This is a genomic window from Pradoshia sp. TA40_28, from assembly GCF_059694525.1.
Genome location: NZ_JCATZO010000018.1, coordinates 1 through 19,747, shown reverse-complemented (window position 1 = coordinate 19,747; position 19,747 = coordinate 1). Strand labels below are relative to the sequence as shown.

At 37.5% G+C, this 19,747-nt stretch carries 25 protein-coding genes and 1 pseudogene; 13 read left to right on the top strand and 13 right to left on the bottom strand.

Features of this window, described 5'->3' with window-relative positions:
* Nucleotides 1-72 precede the first annotated feature (72 nt).
* The 4 genes from AC58NB_RS16615 to AC58NB_RS16600 all read right to left on the bottom strand — a co-directional run bounded on the left by AC58NB_RS16615 (nt 73) and on the right by AC58NB_RS16600 (nt 3,385).
* The gene (locus AC58NB_RS16615) at nt 73-1,821 is read right to left on the bottom strand and encodes an ABC transporter ATP-binding protein (RefSeq protein ID WP_497427914.1); all 1,749 of its coding nucleotides are present in this window, start codon (nt 1,819-1,821) and stop codon (nt 73-75) included.
* A 57-nt stretch (nt 1,822-1,878) separates the two neighbouring features.
* Entirely contained in the window at nt 1,879-2,409 is a 531-nt protein-coding gene (ntdP, locus tag AC58NB_RS16610) for a nucleoside tri-diphosphate phosphatase (protein ID WP_490996869.1), read from the bottom strand.
* Nucleotides 2,410-2,781: 372 nt separating this feature from the next.
* Complete coding sequence (locus tag AC58NB_RS16605) at nt 2,782-3,036, bottom strand: YgaB family protein (protein ID WP_497427913.1); 255 nt, start codon at nt 3,034-3,036, stop codon at nt 2,782-2,784.
* Between the two features lie 154 nt (nt 3,037-3,190).
* Entirely contained in the window at nt 3,191-3,385 is a 195-nt protein-coding gene (locus AC58NB_RS16600; RefSeq protein WP_497427912.1) for a gamma-type small acid-soluble spore protein, read from the bottom strand.
* Between the two features lie 139 nt (nt 3,386-3,524).
* On the opposite strand from AC58NB_RS16600, the gene yfhS reads away from it, so the two are divergent.
* Nucleotides 3,525-3,749 carry a mother cell protein YfhS gene (gene yfhS / locus AC58NB_RS16595; protein ID WP_497427911.1) on the top strand — a complete coding sequence of 75 codons (225 nt, stop codon included), beginning with the start codon at nt 3,525-3,527 and terminating at the stop codon, nt 3,747-3,749.
* Nucleotides 3,750-3,819: 70 nt separating this feature from the next.
* Here yfhS and mutY read toward each other — a convergent pair whose 3' ends face one another.
* The gene (gene mutY / locus AC58NB_RS16590; RefSeq protein ID WP_497427910.1) at nt 3,820-4,899 is read right to left on the bottom strand and encodes an A/G-specific adenine glycosylase; all 1,080 of its coding nucleotides are present in this window, start codon (nt 4,897-4,899) and stop codon (nt 3,820-3,822) included.
* A 181-nt stretch (nt 4,900-5,080) separates the two neighbouring features.
* Between mutY and AC58NB_RS16585 the strand changes: the two genes are divergently transcribed.
* Both AC58NB_RS16585 and AC58NB_RS16580 read left to right on the top strand, forming a co-directional pair.
* Nucleotides 5,081-6,061: a metal-dependent hydrolase gene (locus tag AC58NB_RS16585; protein WP_497427909.1), complete on the top strand. Its 981-nt coding sequence runs from the start codon at nt 5,081-5,083 to the stop codon at nt 6,059-6,061.
* Nucleotides 6,062-6,146: 85 nt separating this feature from the next.
* Nucleotides 6,147-6,305, top strand: a complete 159-nt coding sequence (locus AC58NB_RS16580; protein ID WP_497427908.1) for a small, acid-soluble spore protein K — start codon at nt 6,147-6,149, stop codon at nt 6,303-6,305.
* A gap of 44 nt (nt 6,306-6,349) precedes the next feature.
* Here AC58NB_RS16580 and AC58NB_RS16575 read toward each other — a convergent pair whose 3' ends face one another.
* Both AC58NB_RS16575 and recX read right to left on the bottom strand, forming a co-directional pair.
* Nucleotides 6,350-6,667, bottom strand: a complete 318-nt coding sequence (locus tag AC58NB_RS16575) for a YfhH family protein (RefSeq protein WP_497427907.1) — start codon at nt 6,665-6,667, stop codon at nt 6,350-6,352.
* Nucleotides 6,668-6,680: 13 nt separating this feature from the next.
* Nucleotides 6,681-7,514: a recombination regulator RecX gene (recX, locus tag AC58NB_RS16570; RefSeq protein WP_497427906.1), complete on the bottom strand. Its 834-nt coding sequence runs from the start codon at nt 7,512-7,514 to the stop codon at nt 6,681-6,683.
* A gap of 130 nt (nt 7,515-7,644) precedes the next feature.
* Here recX and AC58NB_RS16565 point away from each other — a divergent pair, with 130 nt between their 5' ends.
* Nucleotides 7,645-7,773 (top strand): YfhE family protein, encoded by a 129-nt coding sequence (locus AC58NB_RS16565; RefSeq protein ID WP_497427905.1) that lies wholly within the window; start codon nt 7,645-7,647, stop codon nt 7,771-7,773.
* Between the two features lie 85 nt (nt 7,774-7,858).
* Entirely contained in the window at nt 7,859-8,041 is a 183-nt protein-coding gene (locus AC58NB_RS16560) for a YfhD family protein (RefSeq protein ID WP_497427904.1), read from the top strand.
* An 80-nt stretch (nt 8,042-8,121) separates the two neighbouring features.
* On the opposite strand, the gene AC58NB_RS16555 is transcribed toward AC58NB_RS16560, so the two are convergent.
* The gene (locus AC58NB_RS16555) at nt 8,122-8,628 is read right to left on the bottom strand and encodes a hypothetical protein (protein ID WP_497427903.1); all 507 of its coding nucleotides are present in this window, start codon (nt 8,626-8,628) and stop codon (nt 8,122-8,124) included.
* A gap of 204 nt (nt 8,629-8,832) precedes the next feature.
* Here AC58NB_RS16555 and AC58NB_RS16550 point away from each other — a divergent pair, with 204 nt between their 5' ends.
* On the top strand, nt 8,833-10,386 hold the full coding sequence (locus AC58NB_RS16550; protein WP_497427902.1) for an ABC-F family ATP-binding cassette domain-containing protein: 1,554 nt from the start codon (nt 8,833-8,835) through the stop codon (nt 10,384-10,386).
* Between the two features lie 166 nt (nt 10,387-10,552).
* Here AC58NB_RS16550 and AC58NB_RS16545 read toward each other — a convergent pair whose 3' ends face one another.
* From AC58NB_RS16545 to AC58NB_RS16535, 3 genes are all read right to left on the bottom strand, one after another.
* Nucleotides 10,553-11,692, bottom strand: coding sequence for a zinc-dependent alcohol dehydrogenase (locus AC58NB_RS16545; RefSeq protein ID WP_497427901.1), 1,140 nt, complete (start codon nt 11,690-11,692; stop codon nt 10,553-10,555).
* A gap of 79 nt (nt 11,693-11,771) precedes the next feature.
* A complete protein-coding gene (locus tag AC58NB_RS16540) occupies nt 11,772-12,191 on the bottom strand; it encodes a ferritin-like domain-containing protein (RefSeq protein ID WP_497427900.1) in 420 nt (139 codons plus the stop codon).
* Nucleotides 12,192-12,756: 565 nt separating this feature from the next.
* Nucleotides 12,757-13,329: a general stress protein gene (locus tag AC58NB_RS16535; RefSeq protein WP_497427899.1), complete on the bottom strand. Its 573-nt coding sequence runs from the start codon at nt 13,327-13,329 to the stop codon at nt 12,757-12,759.
* Between the two features lie 178 nt (nt 13,330-13,507).
* Here AC58NB_RS16535 and AC58NB_RS16530 point away from each other — a divergent pair, with 178 nt between their 5' ends.
* Complete coding sequence (locus AC58NB_RS16530) at nt 13,508-13,828, top strand: DUF948 domain-containing protein (protein ID WP_497427898.1); 321 nt, start codon at nt 13,508-13,510, stop codon at nt 13,826-13,828.
* A 240-nt stretch (nt 13,829-14,068) separates the two neighbouring features.
* A pseudogene (locus AC58NB_RS16525) lies at nt 14,069-14,430 on the top strand (VOC family protein).
* A 105-nt stretch (nt 14,431-14,535) separates the two neighbouring features.
* Here the strand turns inward: AC58NB_RS16525 and AC58NB_RS16520 are convergent.
* Both AC58NB_RS16520 and AC58NB_RS16515 read right to left on the bottom strand, forming a co-directional pair.
* Nucleotides 14,536-15,000, bottom strand: a complete 465-nt coding sequence (locus AC58NB_RS16520) for an HAD family hydrolase (protein ID WP_497427897.1) — start codon at nt 14,998-15,000, stop codon at nt 14,536-14,538.
* The gene (locus AC58NB_RS16515) at nt 14,948-15,163 is read right to left on the bottom strand and encodes an HAD hydrolase-like protein (RefSeq protein WP_497427896.1); all 216 of its coding nucleotides are present in this window, start codon (nt 15,161-15,163) and stop codon (nt 14,948-14,950) included. Before AC58NB_RS16515 ends, AC58NB_RS16520 begins: the two co-directional genes overlap by 53 nt.
* 302 nt (nt 15,164-15,465) lie before the next feature.
* Here AC58NB_RS16515 and AC58NB_RS16510 point away from each other — a divergent pair, with 302 nt between their 5' ends.
* From AC58NB_RS16510 to qoxD, 5 genes are all read left to right on the top strand, one after another.
* Nucleotides 15,466-15,609 (top strand): BA3454 family stress response protein, encoded by a 144-nt coding sequence (locus tag AC58NB_RS16510; protein ID WP_497427895.1) that lies wholly within the window; start codon nt 15,466-15,468, stop codon nt 15,607-15,609.
* Nucleotides 15,610-15,921: 312 nt separating this feature from the next.
* Complete coding sequence (gene qoxA, locus AC58NB_RS16505; protein WP_497427894.1) at nt 15,922-16,815, top strand: cytochrome aa3 quinol oxidase subunit II; 894 nt, start codon at nt 15,922-15,924, stop codon at nt 16,813-16,815.
* 21 nt (nt 16,816-16,836) lie between these two features.
* Nucleotides 16,837-18,780 carry a cytochrome aa3 quinol oxidase subunit I gene (gene qoxB / locus AC58NB_RS16500; protein ID WP_497427893.1) on the top strand — a complete coding sequence of 648 codons (1,944 nt, stop codon included), beginning with the start codon at nt 16,837-16,839 and terminating at the stop codon, nt 18,778-18,780.
* On the top strand, nt 18,777-19,373 hold the full coding sequence (qoxC, locus tag AC58NB_RS16495; RefSeq protein ID WP_497427892.1) for a cytochrome aa3 quinol oxidase subunit III: 597 nt from the start codon (nt 18,777-18,779) through the stop codon (nt 19,371-19,373). Before qoxB ends, qoxC begins: the two co-directional genes overlap by 4 nt.
* Before the next feature lie 4 nt (nt 19,374-19,377).
* The gene (gene qoxD, locus AC58NB_RS16490; RefSeq protein WP_497427926.1) at nt 19,378-19,665 is read left to right on the top strand and encodes a cytochrome aa3 quinol oxidase subunit IV; all 288 of its coding nucleotides are present in this window, start codon (nt 19,378-19,380) and stop codon (nt 19,663-19,665) included.
* Nucleotides 19,666-19,747: the final 82 nt, after the last annotated feature.

Below are 19,747 nucleotides of genomic sequence, written 5' to 3'. Positions count from 1 at the left end.
ATTTTTTATCCCCTAAGCACGAGCTAATCTTTAAGTGGTAAAGTCCAGCTCCTCTGTATTCCAGTAAAACAACTATGCATCTAGCTGTTGCACCTGGAAAAGATTATAATAAGCTCCTTCTTTAGCCATCAATTCCTGATGTGATCCTATTTCGACGATTCGGCCATGTTCAATCATGACAATTCGATCTGCATGTGTAATGGTCGATAATCTGTGCGCAACGATAAAAGTAGTTCGATCACGAGAGAGTTTTTCAAGTGCCTCCTGAATCAGGTGCTCACTTTCCAAATCAAGTGCAGACGTTGCCTCATCCAAGACAATAATGGAAGGATTTTTTAAAAATACACGTGCAATCGAAATACGCTGCTTTTGACCTCCGGATAACTTGACGCCCCTCTCGCCTACCTTAGTCTCATATCCACTTGGTAAATTGCAAATAAAATCATGGGCATTTGCCGCCTTTGCAGCCTCATATACTTCTAATTCTGTCGCATCAGGCTTTCCGAGTAATATATTCTCACGAACCGATTCACTAAACAAAATACTGTCCTGCATTACCATTCCTATGTTATCCCGCAGCGAGCGAACCTGAACGTCTCGAATATCTACTCCATCCAAAAGAATTCGCCCTTCTGTCACATCATAGAACCTTGGAATCAAGCTAACCAGAGAAGATTTCCCTCCCCCGCTCATGCCAACAAGCGCTATCGTTTCTCCTCGTCTCACCTCGAGATTAATATCCGTTAGTGCCATGTTTTCATCCTCACCATAAGAGAATGATACTTGATCAAACGTAATAGTCCCCTGAACATCTTTACATGGACGTGCTTCAGGTTTGTCTTCAATATCATATGGAACATCCAAAAATTCAAACACACGGTCCATGGAGGCAAGTGACTGAGTCAGTGTAGTGGATGAGTTCATCAATCTACGCAAAGGTCCGTACAACAAGTCGATATAGCCAACAAAAGCAACCATTGTTCCTAATGTCATATTCCTATTGATGACCTGATATCCTGCAAAAAGAATAACGATTAAAGGAGCAATATCCGTAATCGTATTAACAGCTGCAAATGATTTGGCGTTCCAATTAGTATGTGTTAATGCTTTTTTTAGAAAATTCCCATTCACTTTATTAAATTGCTTTTGCTCATGGTCTTCAATAGCAAAGCTCTTAATAACTGCCATTCCTTGGACACGCTCATGCAAATATCCCTGTACCTGAGCAAGCGCCTGCGATCGATCTCGCGTCAATTCTCGCAGTTTTCCAAAGAAATATTTAATGGAAAATGCATAGAGTGGCAATAGAAGCAATGACACAAGGGTCAATTTAACATCAAATGTTAGCATAATCCCAATTGCAATTAAGATCGTTACTAAATCAAGCCAAACATTCATCAGACCCGTGATAACAAAATTCTTTGTTTCCTCAACATCATTAATGACTCGGGAAATAATTTCCCCTGCTTTCGCATTGGAGTAATACTTAAAGCTTAATTTTTGTATATGGCTGAACATTTTATCGCGGATATCAAATAAGATTTTACTTGATGTCCATTGCGCAAAATATTGGCGATAGTATTCTACCGGAGGCCTTACTACCAAAAAAATGAAAAACATGAGTGCCATTATCATATAGAGCTTCCTCAATTGTTCTCCTTTTTGCAGACCATTGGCACCAATAATATCATCAATTACATAGGCCAATAAGGCAGGTGTCAGCAACGGAATCGCAAATTTTACAATACCAATTAAAATCGTACCGATGATTTGCCACTTATAAGGCCGGACAAACCTCATATACCTCTTTATACTATTCATTGAGTGTCTCTCCCATCAAGCATAAAAACCTGTCCCTAAATAAGACAGGTCTCTTCTTCAACTTTTGATCGTTAAATACCGTTTATACCAATTATGAACGAACTCCTGAGAAAACGGTCCCTTCTTCGCTCGAATCATACTGATCAGCTTTTCCACATTCCTTCTGAGAATATGGTCAATGACATTAGGATAGCCCATCTGCAGTTTATGCTCTTCATATTCATCTTCATCCAAAAGATTATAAGTCATATCAGGGTATACCTTAATATCAAGATCGTAATCGATATATTTAACCGCTTCCCCATCGAACACAAATGGAGAACTTAAATTACAGTAATAGTAAATTCCATCATCACGTAGCATACCGATGATATTAAACCAGTACTGTGAGTGAAAGTAGGTAATAGCCGGCTCTCTTGTCAGCCATGTCCTACCATCAGATTCGGTAACAAGAGTCCGATCATTGCAACCAATTACAATAAATTGGGTACCCTTTAAAATGGTCGTCTCCTGCCAAACCCGGTGTATGTGTCCATTATGTTTGTAACTGTGTATTTGAATTTCTTCTCCTTCTCTCGGTACTCGCACGTTGTATTACCTACTTTCTCTCCCTATAGGGCAGGGCACTTATATACCGTCTCTGTGTTCGTATTGACAATATATTAACCGTTAAATTAAGATACCTTTTTCCGTATTCTTCTATTATTATAACGATTCATATACAATTTTAAAACAAAGAGCCATCATGAAAAGAGAGATAAGCCGAAAATTATTGAACATAATGTAACCACTATGCACTTTTGGTCACCTTTTTCATATGAAATATTAATCTTATAACCAGAAAAAAACGTTTGCAAACATGGATTCTTCAATTATGGAGGGATAGGAAGAGGAATAAAATAAAAGAACATCTCTACAGATGCCCTAAATGATTGTCAATTTACATGATTTAATATTTATTTATAGTTCCGAGAACGATTTAGATTGGTAACTTTCAATCACTTTTTCCGTTAATTGCATGAAAATAGTTTGTATTGTATCTAATTCTTTCTTCATCTCATTTATATCATCCTGGACAGTAAGTAAATCAGCATGGTTCTTTCGATTCCTCAATTCCTCCTCTAAATCCATATAACGGTCAAGTTCCGTTTGCATATGTAGTAGCTTATCCATAATTTCCATCTGTTCATTGACCAACTCTTCAAAACTCTTCATACTTTACACCACCCAAAATAAGTATAAGAATACATTTCTCTACTAAGTACAAAATACCTTTGACTTATTCTGTAGCCTTCTAAGAAGTTTTGTCGAGCATATTAAAAAGCACTTGCCTACTACTGGCAAGTGCTTCTCTTCGTAAAGTTTTACATTATTGTTGTCCGAAGTTTCCGGAGTTTTTAGCTTTGTTTTGCTCCGCTTTAGCGTTAGCTTGTTTCACGGATTGCACATCAGTTTCACTTGCAAATTCAGTACCAAATTGACCTTGGCTTTGGCTTTGACCTGCAGATTGTGCGTTTTGTTGTCTCACTGTGTTAGCATTTGTTTTTGAACTGTTGTTAGCCATTAATATCACCTCCACACCTATTAATGTATCCAACAGCCGTTTTCATATACAAAAAATGACTACCATTTTTTTCTAGATTACCTTCCTTTATTCATGGCACCCTATATAGACAGATAATATGAAATGAGGCGTAAATGAAATGTTTGTAGGCCGAGATATGTCAGAGTTATCCATGATTCCTAAACAAAAATGGAAGGATGATGAATTGGAATATTACCATCATTCATTCCAGCAAATCATGCCCTATCTAAACGTAGAAGGACATACGATTCAAAGAGAGATTATCGAAGAGATTGAAAAAAGAGGAGGCTTAAAAAGACAAGAGGCTACCTGGACGCAGGGAACGCGAATTTCCTATGATTAATAAAAATAACCCGGAATTGCCTAACCCCACAATATATTTGGAGGTCACAGCAACCGGGTTATTTTTCTATTTATCCATTAAAGACGTAAGCTTCATAAATTTTTTGGTGAGATACAGGTAAAGCATATTGTTGGAAATCCTCATCTTTTATATAGGCCACTTTATGTGTATCGCTTTTAAAACTCTCCAGATTGCTTACAGTGGCTGTGTAAATATCTATTTCCCAAACGAGATGTGAAAACACATGATTAATATGGCCGATTGGAGTTAAATGGTCTAATTCAACCTGATTTTGTTTTGCTACCATTTCTTTTAGCTCTTTTACGTCCCCTGTTGTTTCATAGCTGGGGAATTCCCATAGTCCCGCTAAAAGACCCGTTTCCGGCCGTTTTCTAATTAAAATTCGTCCCTCGTCATCTGTTAGGACTAGTGCAGATAAATGGACGACTTTTGTCTTTTTCGCTTTCGTTTTAACCGGAAGCTCCTGTTGAATTCCTTGATTGAAGGCTTGACAATGCTCCCTTACCGGACATAGCAAGCAAGCAGGCTTACCCGGCAGACAAATCAGCGCCCCAAGTTCCATCAGTGCCTGATTAAATTCCGATGTCTGTTCAGGGTCTATTAATTCACGGACGGCTGTTTCAAATATTTTACGTGTGGCAGGCTTCGCTATATCATCATATATTTCTAATATCCTGGAAATCACTCTCATGACATTTCCATCCACCGCAGGTTCCGGAACACCATAAGCTATACTTAATATGGCACCAGCAGTATATGGACCGACACCTTTGAGTTTTTTGATTTCCTCAGGTGTATTCGGTACAACTCCACCGTAATTTTCCTTTACCTCTTTAACAGCACTGTGCAAATTCCGGACCCGGGAATAGTAGCCCAAGCCTTCCCATGCTTTTAAATACCTTTCTTCATCAGCCTCAGCAAAATCGTCCAGTGTTGGAAACCATTCCATAAAACGTTCATAATAAGGAATAACAGTATCTACACGAGTTTGCTGAAGCATGATTTCTGAAACCCAGACGCGATAAGGATCTTTATTTAATCTCCATGGGAGCTGTCTTTGTTCCTGTATAAACCAATCTATTAGATCTTTCCTAAATTTTTCTATATTACAACTAACAAGTGTCTTCACGTTTCCTCCTGTTTATGTTAAAAATTAATGGAATAGGGAATAAATTAAGTAATTACGAAAGGGGTTTTACAGATTCCCTTCATTTTAAAACAACATGACTGGTATGAAAAGTAATTAATATTTGGATAAAAACCTTAGTTATCTATCTCTTGAGAGTCAGTCTAAAAAAGGAGGAAGCATTATGGATACCGGTACACATCTGGTAATGGGCATAGCACTTGGCGGATTAGCGACATTGGATTCACAAGTTGCCGCTCATACATCTACAGCAACTGCCGTTATGATTGGTACCATCCTTGGCTCACAGGCGCCTGATATTGATACGGTTCTCAAAATGAGAAATAATGCAGTATATATACGTAATCATCGTGGGAGAACACATTCTATCCCATTTGTAATCCTATGGCCTATTTTAATTACAGCACTTATTGCCTTCTTTATTCCAGAAGCAAATGTCTTGCATCTATGGCTATGGACCTTTTTAGCAGTATTTCTGCATGTGTTTGTTGATATATTCAATGCTTACGGAACACAAGCTATTAGCCCTCTATCATCTAGATGGGTTGCACTTGGAATTATTAATACCTTTGATCCCTTTATCTTTGGGATTCATATCGCTGGTCTTATATTGTGGGCTTTCGGCCTCGATCCAGGTCCTACATTCGTCGTGATCTATCTTATTATTATTGGTTATTATATAGCCCGGATTTATGAATCCAGAAGCTTAAAAGCTCGTATACGCATACTAATACCTGATGCACGACGCATCACACTATCACCAACTATGCGTTATCATCGTTGGAAGATAGCTGTTACCACACCTAATAAGTACTATGTAGGAGTCGCTGAAAACCGCGAAATTCAGTTTTATGATACATTTGAGCGGATGCCTTTACCAGAAAGTCCAATATTAGATGCTGCATTAAAAGATGTGAACCTATCCGCCTTTGTATCTTTTTCACCCGTATACCGATGGGAAATGGATTATCAGGATCAGATGCATATCGTTCGATTTATTGATTTACGTTACCGAAGTAAAGGACGCTATCCGTTTGTAGCAATTGTCCATTTAGATGACGACTTAAACATCATTAACTCATTTACAGGATGGGTTTTTACAGAAGAAAAACTTCAAAAGAAATTAAATATGATCACTGGTTAATCAGGAATGCTTTCTCATGAATGAATGAGAACAATTTATGAATACTAATAAGGCATCTATTTCACAGTGAAAGGTGAGAGATACCTTGAGAAATAAAGCAAAAGGCTTTCCTTATGAACATGATAATAAATTGAATGGTGAACCTCGTGCCAAGCCTGAGTATGCATCAAAAAGAGCAGATGGCAGTACTAATACCCACCCCCAGGAGCGAATGCATGCTTCTGGAGAGCGAGATTCCGAATAAATACAAAAGAGCTTTCTTCAATAGCAGAAAGCTCTTTTTCTTCTTTAACTCAATTTTAAAAGTAAAGATATAGGTAGACCCTCTTCTTCACTTTGATGAAGTCGATACCCCCAAGCAAACACACCTTTTAAATAATCAACTTTAAAATATTCTCCCGGAGCACCATCTATACCGTAAATTTCACCAGTTGGAAAATCTGTCGGATCTAATGTATAAGCCTTTGCCATAACAGCTCTCCTTTTGTGTACGGCAAATTCATTAACCATTCCCAGCTGTTCAGCTTTTCTTGCTTTTTCATTTAAATCCGCCATTGTTTGACGAAGTTCAAATTCTGTCATCTCACTGAATTTTTTCTCCTGCATGCCCTTTCTCCTCTCAATACACCTCAAAATCTCCATTATCAATTCTTTCTTTACCCAATCCTAAGAAACGATTAATTAAGTCCATATCAAATCCCTTTCTAAAGAGGGCAGCTTTCATTTTTTGATTATAGATCAAATCGTCTTGTGCAGCATATTTCCTGTGAAATTTAGAACCGATTTTTATAAGACTCTCCCATTCTGCATCCAAGTCATCCACAGCGATTCTTTCAGTCACCGATTTAGCAAGGCTCATTGAAAAACCTTTGCGTACAATAAATTGAATCGATTTCTGTCTTGCTTCTTTATTTGAGCCCTTACTTTTATTTAATGTCTTACTCGCCCATTCTTCAGCATTTTCCCGTTGTAAATCATCTGTATATTGACTTAAAGCAGCCTGTCGATCCTTTTCTGGGATTCCTTTATTAATTAACTCTGTCCGAATCACATCCGGACCCTTTTTACTGACATTTATTTGTGTCCGCACATAAGCGTTTGCATATTCCTCATCATTGACATATTTATAATCACGAAGCTTATGCATCACTTCATCAATGACAGCCTGTTCCCATTCCTTCTCTGTCAAATACGTTGCAACCTCATATTCTGAACGTATCCGATAAGAAAGATAATTAACGGCAGACTGAAAAGCTTTTTGAATATGGTCACGATATTGAATTTCCATAATAGTTAATTCGTCGATCTCCATACCCTTTGAAAGTTTCATTCGGACAAGCAAATCATCGTCCACACTGAACGCATATTTTTCTGCCTGTCCTTCTTCTTTTAAGTATATATTAAAACGATTTTTATTCTTTTTTTGTTGTTCAATTTTCGAAATAAGCGGCATTACGTCTCGCCTCCTCTTTAAATGTAGCATATATCCTTATCTTAGTCTTTTCTTTGATTTGTGAAAATGGATTAAACCCTTCATTTATGGAAATTATAGGGATGAGACTATTATCGAAAGGAGCATGTACATGGATAAGAAGAAGCGAGATCAAATGAAGAACCGCCTGACCTCTACTCAGGAAGTACGATATCAAAAGGAATTCAAAGCAGCAGATCGTGCGGCCGGAAATACAGGTATTAAAGGAATTCGTCCATAAGCCTACCTTTTATTTACCAGAATAATGATTTATCTTTTGTTGCACTCTAATCAGGAAGATATTCTTCATTGGGAGGTAATCTATAATGGGCAGATATAACCATAACTTACTTCACGGCAGAAATAGGATGGCAAATGGGCACGTGCCACCAACCATAAAATCTGACGGACTAGATGTAGAATTTTCTGAGGCATTAGCTGACCATGATGATCTAGTTGCACAAGCTCGATCAAATGCAGCTGATGCACGTGCCAAAGCAAGAAAATAAACAAGAATTCGCTTGGGAATTTGTATTCCCAAGCGAATTTAAAAAACCATCCGATTCCAGAATCGAATGGTCCACCACAATTAACCGTTCACTTCGGCATATAAATTTGGTGCTATTAAATCCTGAGATTTAAAAATTTCATTAATTTTCTCGCTTCCAGAATTAAAGAGTTCGTCTGCCTGCTCCATATTGACATCAGCTGTGCCCGACAATTGAGATCCCTTTACTTTGTATGATTCTGAAATAGACGTTATAGACTTTTCAAAGTCCTTGCTATATTTATCTAAGTTCTTCGGTACTTTCACATCTTTTAATGCCTCAGCAACTGAGTTTGCTGACACAGCAGCCTTTTGTTTATCTTCCTCCGTTAAGACAGAAGGATCCTCGGCTCCCTCATAGGCATTTAAATCACTATCACTTCCATTAATCGTATTGGCAATAGAGAGATAGAAATCCAATAACTCACTTTTTACGTCCGTTGATGTTCCATTATTTGTTTCTTTTTTCGTTTCCTCTTTTGAAGAACAACCCATAACCATAACAAGCATGAATGTTATAACACTACATAACCATAAACCCTTTTTCATTCCTTTTGCCCTCTTTTCTCTATATTCACACTATTCAAACTGTTGCATGTAATATAATACAACTTTAGGAAGTATTCGTAAACACCATCATTTTACAATACCTGTAAATTGGTTATTATCTATGCTTTTTTCTAGAAATATTGTACTATTAAATGCGTATAGACCCATTAATTACAAAGAATTAAGAGTCAGGAGTATAGATAAATGATATTATCCGTAAAAGATTTAAGCCATGGCTTTGGAGATAGAGCCATCTTTAATAATGTTTCCTTCCGCTTGCTTAAAGGCGAACATATCGGCCTTGTTGGAGCAAATGGTGAAGGAAAGTCTACATTTATGAACATTGTAACTGGACAGCTGGAACCTGATGAGGGGAAAGTGGAATGGTCCAAGAAAGTACGTACTGGATATCTAGATCAACATGCAGTTCTTGAAAAAGGCATGACCATTCGAGATGTACTTAAAACAGCATTTCAATATTTGTACGATATGGAAAATGAAATGAATGACATCTTTGCCAAGATGGGCGATGCGTCACCTGAAGAATTAGAAGCTTTGCTAGAGGAATCCGGTGTACTGCAGGATATCCTAACAAACAACGACTTTTATATTATTGATGCTAAGGTTGAAGAAATCGCAAGAGGCTTAGGGCTGGATGAAATCGGTCTTGAACGCGAAGTCCAAGACTTAAGCGGCGGACAACGTACCAAAGTTTTGCTCGCAAAATTGTTACTTGAAAAGCCTGATATACTACTTTTGGACGAGCCAACTAACTACCTGGACGAGCAACATATTGAGTGGCTTAAACGTTATCTGCAAAATTATGAAAATGCCTTTATTTTAATTTCACATGATATTCCATTCTTAAACAGCGTAATCAATCTTGTTTATCATATGGAAAATCAAGAATTGACTCGTTATGTCGGCAATTATGATGATTTCATGAAAGTATACGAAGTGAAAAAACAACAACTAGAGGCTGCCTATAAAAGACAGCAACAGGAAATTGCGAACCTTAAAGATTTCGTAGCACGTAATAAGGCACGTGTATCCACGAGAAACATGGCAATGTCGCGTCAAAAGAAACTTGATAAGATGGAAGTTATTGAACTGGCGAAAGAAAAACCGAAACCAGAATTCCATTTCCGTGAGGCGCGTACATCAGGAAAACTCATATTCGAAACAAAAGATCTTGTAATCGGGTATAACGAGCCTCTTTCCAGACCATTGAATTTGCGAATGGAGCGTGGCCAAAAAATCGCTTTCGTCGGTGCCAATGGTATTGGTAAAACAACCTTACTAAGAAGTATCCTTGGTGAAATTAAACCAATTTCCGGTCAGGTTGAACGTGGCGAACACTTGCATATGGGATATTTCGAACAAGAAGTCAAACAAACTTCCAATAATACCTGCATAGAGGAAATCTGGCAGGAGTTCCCTTCCTATAATCAGGCAGAAATCCGTGCTGCTTTAGCAAAATGCGGACTAACCACTAAGCATATCGAAAGTAAAGTAGAAGTACTCAGCGGTGGGGAAAAAGCGAAGGTTCGACTTTGTAAACTGATCAATCGTGAACATAATTTACTTGTTCTCGATGAACCAACCAATCACCTTGATGTAGATGCTAAAGAAGAATTGAAGCGCGCTTTAAAAGCCTTCAAAGGAAGCATCCTGCTAATCAGCCATGAACCTGATTTCTATCAGGACATTGCCACGGATGTTTGGAACTGCGAATCTTGGACGACTAAAGTATTTTAATTAAATAATTAAGTACAATTACTACCCGTTAACTTTGTTAGCGGGTATTTTTTATCATGAAAGGCAATTCAACCTACACCTTGATAGTCAAGGTTTTTACCAAGATATAGACAAAGAAAAACCAAGCATCCCTTTTGATAGGTAAATGCTTGGTTTTTCTTTGTCGTTACGGTTTCAAAACAACCTTTGTACAATCATCTTCGTGATCATTAAAAAGGGAATACCCTTTAGCAGCATCTAGAAGTGGTATTTTATGTGTAACAATTTCAGTAGGATCTAGTTTTCCTTCTTCAATCATTTTGTATAAACGAGGCATATAATGCACAACAGGAGCTTGTCCCATCTTCATCGTAATATTGCGTGAGAAAAATTTCTCTAATGGGAACATATTATAGACTGATCCATATACGCCTGTAAGTTGCAGGGTACCAAATTTCCTTATTGCCTTAGTGGCAATTTGAATAGCACTCAGTGTCCCACCCTGTAATTTTAATTTTTGCTCCACTTTTTCAATGGCTGATTTTTTTCCGTCCATTCCAACACAATCGATGACGACATCTGCTCCACCCTGTGTAATTTCTTTTATATAGCTTCCTGTATCCTGATAGTTATTTAGATTAATCGTTTCGACTTTATTCATTTTCTCTGCTTGTTTTAAACGATAGTCCAAATGATCAACAGCTATAACCCGCTTAGCACCAGCCATGAATGCAAATTTTTGTGTCATTAATCCGATTGGACCACAACCGAGCACTACGACTGTATCATCAGGTTTTACTCCTGCATGTTCCACACTCCAAAGGGCGGTAGGCAACACATCAGACATAAATAATAAAGACTCATCTTCTAATTCACATGACTCTGGAATAACAAACGGCATATAGTTCGCAAAAGGAACTTTTAAATACTCTGCCTGGCCTCCAGGGTGGTTCCCATATCGCTCTGTAAACCCAAAATATCCACCTGTATCCTGATGTGGGTTGGATTCAGTATGATCACATTGGCTTTCCATCTCATGCTGGCAGTAATAACATTGGCCGCAGGATACGTTGAAAGGAATCACTACCCGGTCACCTTTTTTCACTTTTGTTACCTCAGGACCAACTTCTTCAACAATTCCCATGGGTTCATGCCCGATAATATAGCCATGTCTAGCCGGCATGTTCCCCTGATAAATATGAAGATCTGATCCACAAATAGCCGTGGATGTAATTTTGACAATGATATCATCGTTCTTTTGTATCCTTGGATCTTCCACTTCTTTTACTTCAATTTTTTTAGCGCCTTGGTAAGTAACTGCTTTCATATTTCATCCTCCCATTCAGTTTAGTACAGTTACCTTATTCCCGAACGGGAGGTTTCTTATGCGAAGTTTTATAAATTTTTTACCTATTCTTCATATAATAGTACAGGAACCAAACAGCATGCTGTTGCTCATCCTTAGCTGCGTCTGTAAACAATTCTCGGGCTGCTGTATTTATAGTTCCCTCTGCTACCGAAAGATAGAAATCCACTGTATGCTGTTCATCTTTTAACGCTGCTTCAAGCCCCCGGAGATAATCATCCTCACATAATTCTGACTGCTTTGGTTTCGGATCAATTCCTGAGAAACCAGTATAGAGAAGTACCAATTGTTTAAAGTGTTGGATCTCATCATTTCTGATTTCTAAAATTTGATTCCTCTCTTCTTCCGTTGGAGCAAGCTTAGCTAAATTTTCATAGCACTTAATGGCACTGTACTCCCCATTTATAGCTATTTGGGTTTGTTTTAGTAAATTATTTATTGGTTTCTGACTCGGTTGCATAGGTTCTCCCCCCTTTTTCTTTATGACCTATACTATGTAATTTTTAGTTGCGCTACTTCTACTCTGAGAAATATAACCAACAGGTTTTTGTTCATGTAAATCGGGTATATTAGTGCTGTAGCGGTAAAAAATAGAATCGTGGTTATCTTAGGACGTGGTTCCATTACATGAAACATATAATTGACAAATGAAATTCTATAGTATATACTAAGAAGATATAATTTTAAAGTAGTGACTTGCACATAGATATGTAAACAGATATGGCATTCTACAATTTATGTTTTTCGGAACACTTATTCACGCTGGATCGGCTTCGGAGCCGTAAGGATATAAGAGAGGTAGGGCTTATATCGTTTAAGTAAAAACGTCCAAGTGGAATAGATAACCGCGGCAATTTACATCATACACATAAACTAACACAAATAAATGACAGGTTGTTACTTTCATTTCAAAAATTATCTAAATAAAACGAATCAGGCTATGGCTTGGTTCGTTTTTCAATTCCATTATAAAAGGAAGACATCAAGCAGTTTGCACTCGATGTCTTCCTTTTTCTATATACGATTTATTTCTTATAATTATCTTTTCCTCTTAAATTGGGAGTATCATCGGTAACTGGATTAATCACAACTTTTACATCGCGTTGCGCTTCCACTAAAGGATCATCCGACCTTCCAAAGGTATCCCGATCGCCATATCTCTTCTGTGCTTCTGGATCAACTAAAATGAGAACTTTCCCTTTTTCTACATCTGAGGCATATTTCGTTGCCTTGTCTTTCGGGAGTCCTAAACCTACTAATGCACCGGTCAAACCACCCGCACCGGCTCCAGCTGCAATGCCACCTAATGTTGTCGCAATCGGTCCCGCTGCCACAATCGGCCCGATTCCAGGAATCGCCAATGCACCTATACCAGCGAGCAATCCTGTTAATCCACCTAAGATTCCACCTGTAGCCGCACCGGCTGCAAGACCATCATCTACATTTGTATGTGTTTTAGACGTAATATGATCGGCTTTTTCTTCATCCTTAACTACTACTGAAATGTCTTCTTTCCGATACCCCTGTTTCTGTAATTGCTCAACTGCACGTACAGCATCCTGTCCGTTCTCATACACACCAATAACATCCTTATTCATTACATTCATCCTTTCTTTTAAAAAGTGAATATATGGATCTTTAACAAGTGAATATATGGAATGTATACCCAGCTGAACATTTATTAATCATTTATTTACTCAAATCATTTGTTACTTACCGCCCAATTATGGGTAAGATATAATTACAATAGGGAATTATTTGGAGGAGGATTTGAGTATGATCATTATTTGGATTAGTATAGCAGTTATCGTTGGATCATTATTATTTCTAGGTATAAATGCTTTTCGGACATTTAAGGAAGCTAAACCAACTATTAATGAAATACAAGCAACCGTAACACGAATACAACAACAAACGGACAGTATTAAACATGAAACAGATCTTTTAACAGAAAGACAGCAAGCCATCATGAATGACGTAGAATATAAAAAAAGCGCTATTTCTTATCCAATCAATCAAGCAAAGAGAATCGTACCGTCTGCCAAAAGATTATGGAATAACACACCGGTGGCAAAATTGATTTCTACTAATAAATAGAATAGCCCCTACCTCGCGAAGGTTACATGCAGGGCAGAAAAATCAAAACGCATTTAAATTAAAATGCGTTTTTTTATTTTCACATAATGGAATTTTCTAAAAAAATTTTAAGGGTCTAAAGAAATTCTTATCAGCTCTGATAATGAATCTGTATTTTTTTGATTATATTTTCAGATATATAATTGATGAGTAGAGATTTTAAAAATCACCCAGAATCCGTTGGTTAAGGGGGCCTATTATATGATAGTAGGTATACACCATGCACAGATTAAATTCCTAAAGGTGCCGAAAATTAAGGAAAACATTTTTACTGCGAAGTTCTTGGTCTTCGTGAAATAGAAAAACCTGATTCTCTCAAGGGTCGTGGAGGTTTCTGGATAACAGTTGGAGATCGAGATATACATGTGGGTACAGAAGATATTGTTGAGCGATCAAAAACTAAAGCTCACATAGCGTATCAAGTAGATGATCTATCTTACTGGATAAAGCATTTAGAAAAACATCATATTCATATCATGAAAGGTAAACCCATACCAGGTTTTGATCGATTTGAATTTAGGGACCCTTTCGGAAACAGAGTAGAAATAATCCAGTTTATGTAGAACTGAAGTTGAGTATCAGAAAAAATAATAGCTTAGGGAATTCCTAAGCTATTTGAATCGAAGACATAATTATGTTGCCTTCGATTCTACACCTCTCCATTCGTATTATTTAAAAATCTTCAATAAATCGCTCAAAGAATGGATATGGTAATCTGCATTCTCAAGTTCTCCATCATCCGCGTATCCAAAATGGCAGGCTATAGCTGGTATTCCATGCTCTTTCGCCGCATCGATATCAGATGATCGGTCTCCGATCATAAAGGCATCTGATTTATTGAAATACTGAAAGTGTGCTGTTAGAATATCCTTTTTCTTTAGGCCACCAACCCCTTCAATACACAATGGTTTATAAAATAAATCGCTCACTTGCTGTGATTTCAATATTCCATTTAGATAGGCGGTTGAACAGTTACTTGCAGTTGATAAAATATGCCCTCTTCTTTTCAGTTCAGTTAATACTTCTCTGGCAAAAGGAAGCAATACATTTTCATTTTTTAGTGTTTGCAGTAATTTTTCCTCAGTATGACGCTGAATAGAAGTTGCCTCTTGTTCCATTGCATCCGGGGCCAATTTCCCAAAACTCTTTTCGTGGCAACCCAAATGCCGATTGTATCGCTTTTGGTTCAGGCACCTTTAAATGAGGATATTTCTTGATTTCAGCTTGAATAATAGGTATACTCAATCTCGTTGTCTCCACCAACGTACCATCAAGATCAAACAGTAATAAAGACATAAAAAAATCCCTCCGAACTTTTAAAAAAAATGACGAAAGAAACTTATGGAAATATTACTAAAATTGTTATATAATTCCTTTAACCTCTCAATTTATTCCATCGTCCCGTTACTAAGTTTATAGTTATGAAAAAAAGGGAATAGTAATGTACCCTCTCAACAGACAAACCGTCCATTAAAGAGAAACATCACTTCACTTATACTCTAAAACCTTGGAAATAAATCAATATTTTAGATTGACCAAAAGATGCACTTAGATGCGTCTATTAAACATTGTAAAATGAACAAAAGGAGTAGATTTATATGGTAAATGTTACAGTATTAATAGATTTTATGGGAAAAAGCTATCAAACAAATGTCCTTGCGCCGCGAGATACAGATGAATCAGAAATCAAACAATTAGCCTATGAGCAAGTTCGTAAACAATGGACACCAGTAGCTAAATAAAAATAATTGAATCAATATATACTCTAAGCTATCGATCCTTCGTCGGTAGCTTTATTTATTTTTCAATCAATATTCATACACTCTTTTAATTATCCCCTCAGCATCCGTGATTCAAATACTAAATACCATTTATCCTTTCTTTAAATAACTATATAAAGATTATATTTCCTCTCTTTACCACATACCAAAAATTCCATATAAAACCTATCCAAATATAAGTGTTATCATTTGAATTTTGGATATTTTAAATTTTATCATAATAGTATAAATACTTTATCAATATAATAAAATCATTCAAGAAAGGAGACTATCATGAAGAAAAAATGGACTTTATTCACCATGTCTTTGGCAACTTTATTGGCACTGGCAGGTTGTGACTCTTTAATGGTATTGAACCCCAAAGGGCCACAATCAAAGATTCTTTCCGACACAATTATTTTTTCAATGATTGTGATGGCTGTTATCTTAGTGGTTGTTTATACCCTTTTCATTTATATGATTGTGAAATATCGAGCATCTAAACAACCTATTGATTATGTACCTCCGTACGAAAAGGGAAATAAATGGCTCGAGATTATTTGGACCGCAATTCCAATTATTATTGTAATCGTCCTATCAGTTGTTACTGTCATAACCACCTTCCAAGTGGAAAGTACACCAGCTGGATATGAAGATGAAGAACCATTGGTGATTTATGCATCTTCTTCCAACTGGAAATGGCATTTCAGCTATCCAGAAGAGGGAATTGAAACGGTCAATTATGTAAACATTCCAACCGATCGTGAAATTGAATTTCGTCTATATTCCTTTGGACCAATCACTAGCTTTTGGGTTCCACAGCTATCAGGTCAAAAATATGCAATGAGTGATATGGTTACGACCTTAAGAATCGCAGCAGACGAACCAGGTTCTTATTTTGGACGAAATGCAAACTTTAGTGGTGAAGGTTTTGCACAAATGGAATTTGAAGTATTAGCCCAGTCACCAGAAGAATTTGATGAGTGGACAAAAGAGGTTCAGGAAACAGCTAATCCTTTAACTGAGAAGGAATTTAACAAGCTGCTTGATATGGAAGTAATGGGCAGAGCTACTTACTCTTCCACACACCTTGATTTCAGTCCGGCTCCTGTATGGCCATTCCATGAAAACAATGATGATGCAATAGATGGCACAGATACAGAAACGGATGAACACAATCATGAATAAATCAGGAAAGGAGATTTAACCATGAAATGGGATGAATTTTTTGTAACTGGCGATCCACTCATATATGGAGCAATGGTCAGTATAGTAGTAGTCGTGCTGGCAATCAGCATCTTTCTAACTTATACAAAAAGATATGGTTGGCTGTGGAGTGAATGGTTAACAACCGTAGATCATAAACGTATTGGTATCATGTATATACTTTCCGCGTTCCTTATGTTATTTCGCGGTGGAATCGATGCATTGATGATGCGTTTACAGCTGGCCACACCAAATATGGAATTCCTGGAGTCACAACACTATAATGAAGTATTTTCTACCCACGGAGTCATTATGATTCTTTTTATGGCCATGCCATTTGTACTGGGAATGATGAATATTATAGTTCCTTTACAAATTGGAGCCCGTGACGTTGCTTTTCCGGCGTTGAATGCCTTAAGCTTTTGGTTATTCTTTGTGGGAGCTATGCTTTATAATCTATCGTTTATCATTGGTGGATCTCCAGATGCAGGCTGGAGCGCCTACTTCCCTCTGGCAAGTAATGAATTTAGCCCGACTGTTGGACACAATTATTATTCAATCGCCATCCAGTTATCCGGTCTCGGTACACTGATGACGGGGATTAATTTTATCGTAACTATTATAAAAATGAGAGCACCAGGTATGTCCATGTGGAAAATGCCCGCATTTACTTGGTCTGCTTTGATTACATGTATTATTATTTTGTTCGCTTTCCCTACCTTCACCGTGTCACTCGCCCAAATGATGTTTGATCGATTATTTGGGACACAATTTTTCTCTACTACAAACGGTGGTATGGATATGCTTTGGGCAAACAATTTTTGGTTCTGGGGACATCCTGAGGTATACATCGTTATCTTGCCTGCTTTCGGTATTTTTAGTGATGTCATTTCTACTTTCGCACGCAAAAACCTTTATGGATATAAATCAATGGTATTCAGTATGATTGCCATCTCTTTACTATCATTCCTTGTATGGACCCATCATTTCTATACAATGGGACACAACGCAACAGTAAATAGTGTTTTCGCAATTGCTACCATGGCTATTTCTGTACCAACCGGCATCAAGATTTTTAACTGGCTGTTCACTCTCAGAAAAGGGAAGATTGTATTCCCTACAGCCATGCTATTCTCACTAGCCTTTATACCGATTTTTACAATCGGCGGTGTAACAGGGGTTATGCTGGCGATGTCCAGTGCAGATTATCAATACCATAATACTATGTTCCTGGTTGCCCATTTCCATTATGTATTGATACCGGGTACCGTATTTGGATTGATTGCAGGTACGTATTATTGGTTCCCAAAAGTTTTTGGTTTCCGTCTAAATGAAAAAATCGGAAAAATCAGTTTTTGGATGATTGCGATATTCTTTAATGTTACATTCCTTCCGCTATTCTATTTAGGCTTGGATGGTATGGCACGTCGGATGTATACCTATTCCGAAGGGACAGGCTATGGACCACTGAATTTAGTAGCAAGTATTGGAGCCGTAGGGTTAGCAATTGGCTTTGCACTGGTTTTCTATAATATTGTCTATAGTGCATTCAAAAGTCCGCGTGACAAACAGGCAGACCCATGGGATGCACGTACATTAGAATGGTCTATTCCTAGTCCGGCACCTTTTTATAATTTCGCAGTTCTGCCAAACGTTAAACATGTTGATCCTTTATGGTATTCCAAAACTCATAACGAGCCGCTTTACGAAGATAAAATACAACCTATCCATATGCCAAGCAATACAGGAAAACCAGTTATTATGAGCATTTTCTTCTTTCTCTCTGGTTTTTGCTTAGTATTCAGTTGGTGGATTCCAGCTATTATATTTGGGATTGGTGTATTCGTCACAATGGCTGCTAAATCCTTTGAACGGGATCCTGGCTATTATGTTTCTGTTGAGGAAATAGAAGGAACGGAAAAAGTATTGCGAGGTGAAAAACTATGAAGATAGATTCCTCTCTTCCATTGGAATATAGTACAGAACAAAATCAATTAAGAATCTTTGGATTCTGGTTATTCCTTGGTGCTGAGATTGCCTTGTTTTCTATGTTATTTGCAACATATTTTACGCTCCTTAATGGTATAGGTGATGGCCCTACCGCAAAAGAAATTTTTGAAATTAAAGGTGTAATTATTGAAACGATTGTCCTTTTAACAAGTAGCTTTACTTGTGGTCTCGCTATTCATAGTATGAGACTTAATTTAAAAAGACCGATGATTACATTCTTTATTATTACCATGCTACTCGGCCTTGTCTTCCTTGGTGTAGAAATCTTTGAATTTATGACCTATATCGATGAAGGCGCAACTATGCAAACAAGTGGATTTCTATCCAGCTTATTCATGTTGCTCGGTACACATGGAGCCCACGTAACGTTCGGGCTATTCTGGGGATTATGTATTCTGATTCAAATCATACGAGAAGGATTTACCGTAGCTACAGCCAATAAATCCTTTATCTTTTCTCTATATTGGCATTTTCTCGATGTCATTTGGATTCTCATCTTTAGCTTCGTTTATTTGAAGGAGATGATATAGGATGATAAAACAACTATTTCCACTCAAGCATGTTTTAGGATATGTTATTTCTTTAATCCTAACAATCATTGCGCTATCCGTAGCCTTTTATGATATATCCTTTACGGCGGGAATGGTAATTCTGTCCATAACCGCCATTATCCAAACAGCTGTACAGCTCTTCTTATTCATGCACGTTAAGGAATCTAAAGACAAGAGAACAATCTATTTAAGCATTATCTATGCTCTATTCGTAGCACACGCAGTTATCTTTGGAACCATCCTAACCATGATCTGGGGCCATGCCCACTAAAAAGTTGAGACGACTGGTCAGGCCCGAAAAGCATAAGACGAATACTCGAAGGGAGGGTTCTTCTCCCGCAGAGTATTTGCTT

Coding starts and splice junctions, on each gene's coding strand:
- recX (WP_497427906.1), bottom strand. CDS start 7,514: ATGCCGCTTATTTCGAAAATTGAACAACAAAAAAAGAATAAAAATCGT.
- AC58NB_RS16585 (WP_497427909.1), top strand. CDS start 5,081: ATGGATACCGGTACACATCTGGTAATGGGCATAGCACTTGGCGGATTA.
- AC58NB_RS16530 (WP_497427898.1), top strand. CDS start 13,508: ATGATCATTATTTGGATTAGTATAGCAGTTATCGTTGGATCATTATTA.
- AC58NB_RS16605 (WP_497427913.1), bottom strand. CDS start 3,036: ATGAAGAGTTTTGAAGAGTTGGTCAATGAACAGATGGAAATTATGGAT.
- AC58NB_RS16510 (WP_497427895.1), top strand. CDS start 15,466: ATGGTAAATGTTACAGTATTAATAGATTTTATGGGAAAAAGCTATCAA.
- AC58NB_RS16515 (WP_497427896.1), bottom strand. CDS start 15,163: ATGTCTTTATTACTGTTTGATCTTGATGGTACGTTGGTGGAGACAACG.
- qoxA (WP_497427894.1), top strand. CDS start 15,922: ATGAAGAAAAAATGGACTTTATTCACCATGTCTTTGGCAACTTTATTG.
- AC58NB_RS16535 (WP_497427899.1), bottom strand. CDS start 13,329: ATGAATAAGGATGTTATTGGTGTGTATGAGAACGGACAGGATGCTGTA.
- AC58NB_RS16575 (WP_497427907.1), bottom strand. CDS start 6,667: ATGCAGGAGAAAAAATTCAGTGAGATGACAGAATTTGAACTTCGTCAA.
- qoxB (WP_497427893.1), top strand. CDS start 16,837: ATGAAATGGGATGAATTTTTTGTAACTGGCGATCCACTCATATATGGA.
- AC58NB_RS16550 (WP_497427902.1), top strand. CDS start 8,833: ATGATATTATCCGTAAAAGATTTAAGCCATGGCTTTGGAGATAGAGCC.
- AC58NB_RS16565 (WP_497427905.1), top strand. CDS start 7,645: ATGGATAAGAAGAAGCGAGATCAAATGAAGAACCGCCTGACCTCTACT.
- AC58NB_RS16545 (WP_497427901.1), bottom strand. CDS start 11,692: ATGAAAGCAGTTACTTACCAAGGCGCTAAAAAAATTGAAGTAAAAGAA.
- AC58NB_RS16600 (WP_497427912.1), bottom strand. CDS start 3,385: ATGGCTAACAACAGTTCAAAAACAAATGCTAACACAGTGAGACAACAA.
- AC58NB_RS16560 (WP_497427904.1), top strand. CDS start 7,859: ATGGGCAGATATAACCATAACTTACTTCACGGCAGAAATAGGATGGCA.
- AC58NB_RS16615 (WP_497427914.1), bottom strand. CDS start 1,821: ATGAATAGTATAAAGAGGTATATGAGGTTTGTCCGGCCTTATAAGTGG.
- qoxC (WP_497427892.1), top strand. CDS start 18,777: ATGAAGATAGATTCCTCTCTTCCATTGGAATATAGTACAGAACAAAAT.
- yfhS (WP_497427911.1), top strand. CDS start 3,525: ATGTTTGTAGGCCGAGATATGTCAGAGTTATCCATGATTCCTAAACAA.
- AC58NB_RS16555 (WP_497427903.1), bottom strand. CDS start 8,628: ATGAAAAAGGGTTTATGGTTATGTAGTGTTATAACATTCATGCTTGTT.
- AC58NB_RS16540 (WP_497427900.1), bottom strand. CDS start 12,191: ATGCAACCGAGTCAGAAACCAATAAATAATTTACTAAAACAAACCCAA.